9 protein-coding genes and 1 pseudogene are annotated in these 10,029 nt (G+C 31.9%); 8 read left to right on the plus strand and 2 right to left on the minus strand.

What is annotated here, in order from left to right; translation table 11 throughout:
- The 3 genes from hemF to Q0C58_RS06920 form a co-directional block, all read left to right on the plus strand.
- Nucleotides 1-849: oxygen-dependent coproporphyrinogen oxidase (gene hemF / locus Q0C58_RS06910; RefSeq protein ID WP_290699192.1), on the plus strand; the 849-nt coding region annotated here is incomplete at its 5' end.
- A gap of 1 nt (nucleotide 850) precedes the next feature.
- On the plus strand, nucleotides 851-1,237 hold the full coding sequence (locus Q0C58_RS06915; RefSeq protein WP_290699194.1) for a YchJ family metal-binding protein: 387 nt from the start codon (nucleotides 851-853) through the stop codon (nucleotides 1,235-1,237).
- A gap of 49 nt (nucleotides 1,238-1,286) precedes the next feature.
- On the plus strand, nucleotides 1,287-2,399 hold the full coding sequence (locus Q0C58_RS06920; protein ID WP_290699196.1) for a DUF6438 domain-containing protein: 1,113 nt from the start codon (nucleotides 1,287-1,289) through the stop codon (nucleotides 2,397-2,399).
- 6 nt (nucleotides 2,400-2,405) lie between these two features.
- Here Q0C58_RS06920 and Q0C58_RS06925 read toward each other — a convergent pair whose 3' ends face one another.
- A complete protein-coding gene (locus tag Q0C58_RS06925) occupies nucleotides 2,406-5,042 on the minus strand; it encodes a DEAD/DEAH box helicase family protein (RefSeq protein WP_290699198.1) in 2,637 nt (878 codons plus the stop codon).
- Nucleotides 5,043-5,116: 74 nt separating this feature from the next.
- Between Q0C58_RS06925 and hemB the strand changes: the two genes are divergently transcribed.
- The 5 genes from hemB (at nucleotide 5,117) to Q0C58_RS06950 (ending at nucleotide 9,622) form a co-directional block, all read left to right on the plus strand.
- Nucleotides 5,117-6,106: a porphobilinogen synthase gene (hemB, locus tag Q0C58_RS06930; protein WP_290699200.1), complete on the plus strand. Its 990-nt coding sequence runs from the start codon at nucleotides 5,117-5,119 to the stop codon at nucleotides 6,104-6,106.
- A 29-nt stretch (nucleotides 6,107-6,135) separates the two neighbouring features.
- Nucleotides 6,136-7,212, plus strand: coding sequence for a hemolysin family protein (locus Q0C58_RS06935; protein ID WP_290699202.1), 1,077 nt, complete (start codon nucleotides 6,136-6,138; stop codon nucleotides 7,210-7,212).
- Nucleotides 7,212-7,688, plus strand: coding sequence for a methylated-DNA--[protein]-cysteine S-methyltransferase (locus Q0C58_RS06940; protein WP_290699204.1), 477 nt, complete (start codon nucleotides 7,212-7,214; stop codon nucleotides 7,686-7,688). Before Q0C58_RS06935 ends, Q0C58_RS06940 begins: the two co-directional genes overlap by 1 nt.
- A 71-nt stretch (nucleotides 7,689-7,759) precedes the next feature.
- The gene (locus Q0C58_RS06945; RefSeq protein ID WP_290699206.1) at nucleotides 7,760-8,905 is read left to right on the plus strand and encodes a serine hydrolase; all 1,146 of its coding nucleotides are present in this window, start codon (nucleotides 7,760-7,762) and stop codon (nucleotides 8,903-8,905) included.
- Between the two features lie 3 nt (nucleotides 8,906-8,908).
- Nucleotides 8,909-9,622: a 3'-5' exonuclease gene (locus Q0C58_RS06950; protein ID WP_290699208.1), complete on the plus strand. Its 714-nt coding sequence runs from the start codon at nucleotides 8,909-8,911 to the stop codon at nucleotides 9,620-9,622.
- A 91-nt stretch (nucleotides 9,623-9,713) separates the two neighbouring features.
- On the opposite strand, the pseudogene Q0C58_RS06955 reads toward Q0C58_RS06950, so the two are convergent.
- Nucleotides 9,714-10,029, minus strand: a pseudogene (locus Q0C58_RS06955) (IS1595 family transposase); the annotation flags it as partial.

Raw genomic sequence — 10,029 nt, forward strand, 5'->3', positions numbered from 1 at the left:
GCTTTTGAAACTGTCGATGGCAAAGCCAAGTTTCAAGAAGACATATGGAAACGGCCAGAAGGTGGTGGCGGACGAACACGTGTAATAGAAAACGGAAACGTAATTGAAAAAGGAGGTGTAAACATTTCTGGAGTTCATGGAAAACTTCCAGACTCTATGCAAAAGTATTTTGGTGTTGAAGATGCTGATTTTTTTGCCTGTGGTTTAAGCCTAGTTATTCATCCAAAAAATCCAATGGTACCAACCGTTCATGCAAATTGGCGTTATTTTGAAATGTATGATAAAGATGGAAATATTGTAGATCAATGGTTTGGTGGTGGACAAGACCTTACACCTTATTATTTGTTTGATGAAGATGCAACTCATTTTCACAAAACCTGCAAAACGGCTTGCGATAAGCATAATTCAGAATTTTACCCAAAATACAAAGCACGTTGCGACGAGTATTTTTATAATGCGCACAGAAGCGAAGGTCGAGGAGTTGGTGGATTATTTTTCGATTATTGTAAAGCGTCAGAAGATATGAGTATGGAAAACTGGTACAATTTTGTAACCGAAATTGGTAACAGTTTCGTTCAAGCCTACCTTCCTATAATGGAAAAAAGAAAAGATTTAAACTATAGCGAAGCACAAAAAAAATGGCAAGAAATAAGACGTGGTCGTTATGTAGAATTTAATTTAGTACATGATAAAGGCACGCTTTTCGGCTTAAAAACAAACGGAAGAATTGAAAGTATTTTAATGAGCTTACCACCACATGTGCAATGGGTTTACGACCATCATCCAGAAGTTGGAAGTGAAGAAGAGCGTTTAATTAAAGTGTTACAAAACCCTATAGGTTGGGTTTAATATGGATTGTTACTGCGGAAGTTTAAAAAACTATAAAACGTGTTGTGAAGTCTTTCATTTAAACAATGGAAAAACAGAAACAGCGCAACAATTAATGCGCTCAAGATATAGTGCATTTGTATTGGCTAATGGTGATTATTTAATGGATACTCACCATAGTTCTACTAGACCAACTGCTGAAAAAAAGACGATTGTAAAATGGACGAAATCTGTAGCATGGATTAAACTAGAAATCCTTGAAATTACTAAAGGTTTAGAGAAAGATGAAGAAGGTGCAGTGACATTTGATGCTTATTTTTATGATAGCGGAAGCATGGATGTTATTCATGAAAAATCTGCTTTTATAAGAGAAGATGGTAATTGGAAATATTTAGGGCTAAGTAAATAATATAAACCTGTTAATCAGAGTTAATAGTAATATCAATCCAACTAAACCTATGAGATATTCTTTATTATTTTTACTCTTTTTGATTTTAATGAATTGTAAAAAAACAGAAAGCAAACAGGATTATAAACCAAAATTCATAAAATCAGAAATAATTCCTTCAAAAATTGATAGTTTAGTTTCTGAAAAAGAAGTTCAAACGTTTGTCAATAAGTTAATGTATCCTTTTCATGAACAGAAAATTTCAAAGGATTCTACAAGAATCTATAGATTGTTCGAAGAATTTGAACTCAAAAAAATAAGTAAGTTCAAGAGAGATTGTCGATTTGATGAAGACACTCTATCGAAAAAGATTGCTGATTCATTAAAAATAAATAAAAGTTTTTATAAGTCTGATTTTGATAATAATGGATATACTGATTTATTAATAATTGGAGATGCTCATAATTGTATGGCAATGGCTGGTTGTAAAGAGTCGGAATATATCTCTTGTGACTTTAGTGTTTACTCTCTTATGAATTTTGGAAATGATTCTATTAATTCTATCGATTTAAATTATATAACAAATTGGCTTTCATTGGTGCCTGAAATTGTTGAAGGTGAAAATGGATCAATTATCGAATTGCATAAGCCAATAGATTACAAAATTGATAACGGAAAAATAAAAAAGATAAGTAGAACGATTCCTATCGCTTATAAATATGGCACTTTTATAGAACTCAATAATAAAATTAAGACCTTCAATATTGAAAACATCGAATTTACTGCTCATGGTTGTGTAACAGGATGTTCAGAATTTATTATTTCAATAGATAAAAATAAAAATGGAAAACTAAACGCTATAAATCATAATTGGATTGATCAAAATTATTCTTACGACGCAAAACCTAATGATATAGATGGTCAATTCAAATCTCAGATTTCCGAAAAACATTTTAATGAACTCTTTGAAATTATTAATTACTTAGATTTTACACATTTAGATAATGAATATTCTTCTGGAGCAATGCATTCAAGTTATAGTACCTTAAAAATAACTTATGGAAATGGAAAAACGAAAACGATAAAAGACTCTGAAATGAAAGGAACTTTCGGCTTAATAAAAATTTATGAACTTTTATACGAGTTAAGATTTAATCAAGATTGGAAAGAAAACACTAATTAATTTAAATCATTTCCAAACCACAACCTCCTTCGTCATCTTACTAAAAGCATTATAAATATGAAATAATCTTGCTTTTAGAAGCAATTTTCTACCTTCAACACTTCGCATATAAAAAAGCTTATTGCTGCCTAAATAGTTATGCCAATGTTTTTTAAAAACTAATGCCTTTTCCTTTTTATCACCAAAAATTTCTGGGACTGCGTAGAAGTTTTCAATATCAAATTTTCTTCTAAACACATTTGTTTTTATTATTAAATACCTTGGCGAATCTATAGGTTGTAAAAGTTCGCTCAACGCTCTAGAAAATTGAGTGTTTTCCAAAGCATTAGCACCAACCAAATTACAAACCACATCTCCTTTACCTAGCTTATAAGAATGTACAGAAATAGCACTTTTTTTAGTGGTTAAATAACCCAATTCCTCTAAACTATCAAGAATAGTGAGTCCCATTTTTCTAATTTTTTTATAGAGGTAGCCATGACGGAAATATAATTTTACAGCTTTAATTAATTTATAACCAAATCGAATTGCAAAAGCTGCTAAAAGTGCATAAACAAAATAGAGTACGCCTTTATTAAGAAGAAGACTAAAGCTTTGTAAAACAAACTCTACATAAAAGAGCATAAAGCCTAAAAACAACTCTGCTACAAAAAACCGAAGCACATCAAAATAGTAAATTTGCTTTTGCTTTTTAAATGGAAATTCTCCATTGGCATATATTTTAACTTCCTTGGTTAACTTTGTACCACTACCAATAGCATTTTGCCATTTTTTAGAAATTAATGATCGTGCTGATGCCTGTTTTAACGTTTCAATATTTAAAGTTTCTACAGCATCTATAGCAATTTCTTCTGGTAAGTTTAAGCGGTCGAAACCATTAGAAATAAACGGAATTTTATTATTAGTAACACCTACAAAAGCTTCAAAACGTCGTTTTAAGCTATCTACTTCTCTACCTCCATCCAAATCTGTAGGATCCACACAAGCCAAATGCCAAATGTTCCCTGTTTTTTCTGGTGTATCTAAATCTTTACGTATAGCACGACCTCGCATTTGGTTAGACGACACAAAAGACCCAATAAAAGAGGCCAAAATTAAACTGTTAATAGATGGCGCATCCCAACCTTCGCCTAATAAAGATTTTGTACCAACGAGCACTTTAATTGTTCCGTTTTCAAAAAGTTTAGTAATGGTGTTTACTATCGTGTTTTTACCAGAACCTTTTGAATTAACTAATAAAAATGAAGCATCTGTTTGTAATGGAGAAAATGAAAAGTTTTCTGAAATTACAATAGCTTTAAAATGATTTAAAATTGAATGATGAATAATTACAATACTTCCAGAAAGCACTGCAAATTCTTCGGGATTTTTACAATAGTGTTTTACATATTGAAAAATAGGAATCACTCCAATTTTATTAATATCTGGTATAGTGTCTTCAGTACTATTTAAAAATTCTTTCCTAATATAATCTGTAAGAATGACACATCGTAATGCTTCTTTTAAACTGTTACGCTCTGCATTAACAATACTTACAATACTTTTTAATTTACTAGGACTGTTAGATAAAGATTTATACAATAAATCTTCGCCTACAAAATCTACTCTGTTTCTCTCGAATACATTAAGACGACGTAATTTTTTTTCCAGAATTAAAACATAATCTTCTTGCGCTATTAACTGCGCTCTATCGTTAACTATTAAATTCTGAAACAAAATACAAAGCCAATTTAAATCTAAATCTGGAAAACGAATAGTTTCCTTTTTTTCAAATCCTAAAACTTCTAATTTTTGAGGTTCAATTTCAAAACCACAAGCCTTTAAAAAAATTAAAATGGATGAGAAATATTGGGTATTCGCATACAAATCGTCCAAATGCCAATTTGGAGTTTTGTAAAAACGGTGTGTTTCTAAAAAAGAAATAAAAGTAGTATCTTTTAATAATTCATCTTTAAAATCGGCAATCTTACATCTATAGTCTACAATAAAATTAATCTCTAAATCTTCTGGTTTAGAGAAATACACAAAATCTTGATGTGGACATAAATCTGTCTCACGTACTAAATCTGGCACTGCAATTTCATCGTCTATTTCACCACACAATTTAAAATACTTTGTCAGTTCTGTTTTATCGCTATCGTAAGGTGGTGTTGCTGTTAACGCTACAACGTAAAACGAATTGTTGTTTTTTAAATCAAATAAGCAAGTCCACCAAGCATTTTTTAAATGGTGAGCTTCGTCTAAAACAAGTGTTTTAATATTATGCTTTTCAAAAAAAGCGAAATAGTTTTTTTTATCTTCAAAAGATTTATAAAAAGCATGTAACGATTGGTAAGTAGAGAATGTAATATCGCTAGGCTCTTTTATATTAAAAGAGTACGCTTTATAGTCTTTATTTTTAATAAAAAATGATTGTAATCTGTCTTCCCATTGATTTCTAATAGTTAGTGTTGGTGCAAGAACTAGCGTTTTTTTATCTAGTTTTCTAATAATTTCAATGCCTAAAATTGTTTTTCCAGATCCTGGAGGCGCAATAACATGAAAATGCTTATCTAAAATGTGCTGCTCAAACTGCTTTAAAAGTTTTGCTTGGTAACTTCTCCAAGGAAAATTAAATTCTAAACGATCAAACAACTTACGCAATATAAACTAGGTTTTAATGATTAACTTTGTACTTGATAAAAGTAGTAATTATCAAACAATTTTAAAGCTGTTTTATGTATCCAATTAAAAGAAATAGAAGATTAAGAACCAACGAAGCTATTAGAAGCCTAGTTCGCGAAACTGTAATCTCACCAAACGACTTTTTGGTGCCATTATTTATTGTTGAAGGTAAAGGCCTAAAGGAAGAAATAGCATCGATGCCCAATTATTTTCGTTTTAGTTTAGATTTATTAGAAGCTGAAGTAAAATCGCTTTGGAAATTAGGTTTGAAATCGGTTTTACTATTTGTAAAAGTACCAGATAATTTAAAAGATAATAAAGGCACTGAAGCTTTAAACCCAAACGGATTAATGCAACGTGCTATTAAAACGGTTAAAAATGTATGTCCAGATATGTTAGTGATGACAGATGTTGCACTAGATCCATATTCTTCTTTTGGGCATGATGGTATTATAGAAAATGGTATAATTGTTAACGATGATACTGTTGAAGTTCTTGCCGAAATGAGTTTGTCTCACGCGCTAGCTGGTGCTAATTTTGTAGCACCAAGCGACATGATGGATGGACGTATTTTAGCTATTCGTGAGACTTTAGAAGACGAAGGTTTTACAGATACTGGAATTATGAGTTACTCTGCTAAATACGCCTCTGCTTTTTATGGCCCTTTTCGCGATGCTTTAGACTCTGCTCCTACAGCTATTAAAGATGTGCCTAAGGACAAAAAAACATACCAAATGGATTATGCTAACCGTTTTGAAGCCTTACGCGAAACAGAAATGGATATCGATGAAGGTGCAGATATCGTGATGGTAAAACCAGGCTTATGCTATTTAGATATTGTAAGAGAAATTAAAAATGAAGTTGATGTTCCTGTTGCTGTTTATCAAGTTTCTGGAGAATACTCAATGCTTAAAGCTGCAGCCGAAAAAGGTTGGTTAGATCACGATGCTGTTATGATGGAGCAAATTACTGCTATTAAACGTGCTGGAGCAGATGTAATTGCTAGTTATTTTGCAAAAGACGTAGTAAAATTAATATCGTAAATTAGCCACAAATAAACTAAAAACAATCCATGGGATTACTAATATTTTACGGAGTTATATCCATCTTTTTTTCATTTTTGTGTTCTATTTTAGAAGCTGTGCTTTTAAGTGTTACACCAACATTTATAAATCTTAAAAAGAAAGAAGGCAAGAAGTATGCTACCGCTTTAGAGGTCTTAAAAAAAGACGTCGACAGACCTTTAATTGCAATTCTAACCTTAAACACAATCGCACACACAGTAGGTGCCATTTTAGTAGGTAAAGAAGCAGAAGGATTGTACGGAAATAGTGATGGTTACGGTGTATTTATTGTTTCGGCAGTAATGACAATTTTAATATTAGTCGCTTCAGAAATTATCCCAAAAACAATTGGTGCAACCTACTGGAAAAGCTTAACTAATTTTACAACTAAAGCCTTGAAAGTTTTAATTTTTCCTTTAAAATGGACCGGTTTATTGTGGTTAATGCAATTAACCACAAAGCTTATTGGTGGCAAAGGACATGGAAGCGTTTTAAGTCGTGAAGGCTTTTTAGTGATGGCAGATATGGCTCACGAAGAAGGTGTTTTTGTAGATAACGAAAGTAAAATTATAAAAAACCTACTAACCTTTAAAGACATCATGGCTAAAAGCATTATGACACCAAGAACGGTCATGAAAGCTGAAAGCGATACAACAACTGTAGAAGACTTTTTTAATAGAAACCTAAATCTTCGTTTTTCTAGAATTCCTGTGTATTCGGATAATGAAGACAATATAAAAGGCATTGTTTTAAAAGACGAAATTTTTAAAGAAATGGCATTAGGTAACGGTTCTAAGAAACTTATAGAGTTAAAAAGAGATATTATAATTGTAGATAGAAACTTGCCAATTCCAACCTTGTTTGAGCAACTTATAGAAACTAAAAAACATATGGCTTTGGTGGTCGATGAATATGGAACAGCTAGCGGTTTAGTAACTATGGAAGACGTTATAGAAACCTTACTTGGTCTTGAAATTATGGACGAAAGCGATAATGTTAGTGACTTACAACATCAGGCAAGAAAAAATTGGGAAGCACGCGCAAAAAAACTAGGTATCATAGAAAATATTGAGGATAAGCAATAATGGAAGAAACCTGCTATATCAACTCACCTTTGGGCATTACCAAAATTGTTGGTGATCAGGATGGTATTGCTTCGGTTTCGGTATTAAACTCAAGCGAAAAACCTTCAGATATTATACCAGAAGTTCTCGAAGATTGTGTGCTTCAGCTTAACGAATATTTTGAAGGAAAGCGCAAGCAATTCAGCTTAAAACTAAATCCCAAAGGCACAGCATTTCAAGAACGTGTTTGGAATGCGTTACTCTCTATTTCTTACGGTAAAACAACTTCATATTTACAGCTCTCAAAACAATTAGGAGTCGTAAAAGCCATTCGTGCAGTTGCTAATGCTAATGGTAAAAACCCACTTTGGGTTATAGTTCCATGCCATCGAGTTATTGGTAGTGATGGTAGTTTAACTGGTTATGCTGGTGGTTTACACCGTAAAAAATGGCTTTTGGAACACGAAAGTCCATATAAACAGCTGCGTTTATTTTAAATTAATTTCTGTAAAAAAATCTCATTCTTACATCATTTTATTTTCCTATATTTAGTTTTCAAATTAAATAAATGAAATTTTTAAAAAAAATATTTAAAGTATTAATCGTTATTTTCGGTTTACTAATTGCCATACTTTACATCACAGATACAAATTATTTAATAAAAGCTGTGCGAACCGTTTATATGCAAGGTCATACTACTGCATTTCTAGACGATTATAAAAAATTTGATAATAGAACAATAGAAATTGGTACACCTCAACCATGGCCAAACCACGAAAATTATAATTCTGCTAAAGAAACTAAAGCGCTAAACGAAGCTAACAAAGCTTTTGGGACTGTTGCTTATGTTATTATTAAAAACGATAGTATTTGGTTCGAAAACTATTACGATGGTTATAATGAAAACTCTAAATCAAATTCGTTTTCTATGGCAAAAAGTTATGTATCTGGTTTAATGGGAAAGGCTATAATGGACGGTTATATAAAAAGTGAAGATCAGCCTGTTTGCGATTTTCTACCAGCTTTTTGCGATGGAAAAGCAGCAAAAATGACGGTTGGTAATTTATCGACCATGAGCTCTGGAACCAATTGGGACGAAGCTTATTATTCACCACTATCAATCACAACACGTGCTTATTTTGATGATGATTTAGCCAAAGTAATGAATGGCTTAAAAGTAGTAAACGAACCAGGAAAAGCCTTTAAATACGCAAGTGGAGATACACAAATGTTAGCGATGGTTATTGAAAAAGCCACAGGTAAAAAACTTTACGATTATTTCGAAGAAAGCTTCTGGAAGCCTTTAGGTAGCGAAAACCAAACACTTTGGCAAGTAGATAGCGATGCTCACGATTTAGTAAAAGCCTATTGCTGTATTGCTAGTAATGCAAAAGATTTTGCGCGTTTTGGCAAACTATACAAAGACAATGGAAAATGGAATGGTAAGCAAGTTTTAGATTCTGCCTTTGTAGCAAAATCTTTAACACCAAAATTTGATCCTGTTTATGGTTACGGTTGGTGGTTAAAAAAACACAATGGGAAAGATTTTAAAATGATGCGTGGACATCTTGGTCAATACGTAATCGTGCAACCAGAAGATAATGTTATTATCGTGCGTTTAGGTCACCAAAAATCGCCAGATGCTGGCATTGGATTTTATACAAATGATATATCAATTTATATTGATGAAGCTTATAAGATGATGAATAACTAATTTATGATATCTAAACTCAACCTAGAAAACATCTTATTCTTAGACATTGAAACTGTTCCAGAAACGCATCATTTCAATGAACTCGATTCAACCAAACAAGAACTTTGGGAAGCTAAATCGCGTTACCAAAGAAAAGAAGAGTTTTCTGCTGAGGAGTTTTACGATCGCGCAGGAATCTGGGCTGAGTTTGGAAAAATTATTTGTATTTCGGTTGGTTATTTTACAAATCAAGGTGAGACACGTTTATTTAGAACTACTTCTTTTCATGGTGAAGAGTCAACGCTTTTAAGAGAATTTAAAAACTTATTAATTTCTCACTTTAGCCAAGCCAAACATTTATTGTGCGCTCATAATGGTAAGGAATTCGATTTCCCTTACATAGCAAGACGCATGATTATTAATAATATAGAATTACCATACAAACTTAATCTCTTTGGTAAAAAACCTTGGGAAGTACCACATTTAGATACTTTAGAATTGTGGAAATTTGGTGACTATAAAACATATACTTCGCTTAAATTAATGACTAACGTTCTGGGCATTCCATCTCCAAAAGATGATATTGATGGTAGTGAAGTTTACAAAACCTATTATGAAAACAATGATATTGATCGCATTATAATCTATTGTGAGAAGGACACCATTGCTGTAGCACAAATTTTCTTGAGATTACGTGGTGAAAATATTTTAGAAGACGATGAAATTATACATGTGTGATGAATAACAATTAATTTGGTGTAAAAAAATGAGTAGTAATACCTTGTTTTTTGACTTTTTCTAGTAAAAATTTTTGTGTATCTGTAATTATTCATAATCCTGTAATGTTAGCAACAACAAGCCTATCGAATATTTTTTCGCCAAAATATCTCCGATTAAGCTTGTAAACAAACTCATTTAAATATAATTGCCTACAAAATTACGTTTCGCATTGCTAATAGCTATATGTACCCATTTTAAGGTTTCTTTAGTTGTGGTCTCACTAGATTTTTCGTTCATATGTATTTCTACATAGTCTGCAATGTTTATATAGGATGTGCTTTTGTCAGTAAAAACAATTGTTTTCTCCTTGTCAATTGCATTTTCAAAGACTATATCAGTTCCATCAGCTTTATAATCTTCTAGCA

The organism is Lacinutrix sp. (assembly GCF_023299985.1).
Lineage (GTDB): Bacteria > Bacteroidota > Bacteroidia > Flavobacteriales > Flavobacteriaceae > Lacinutrix.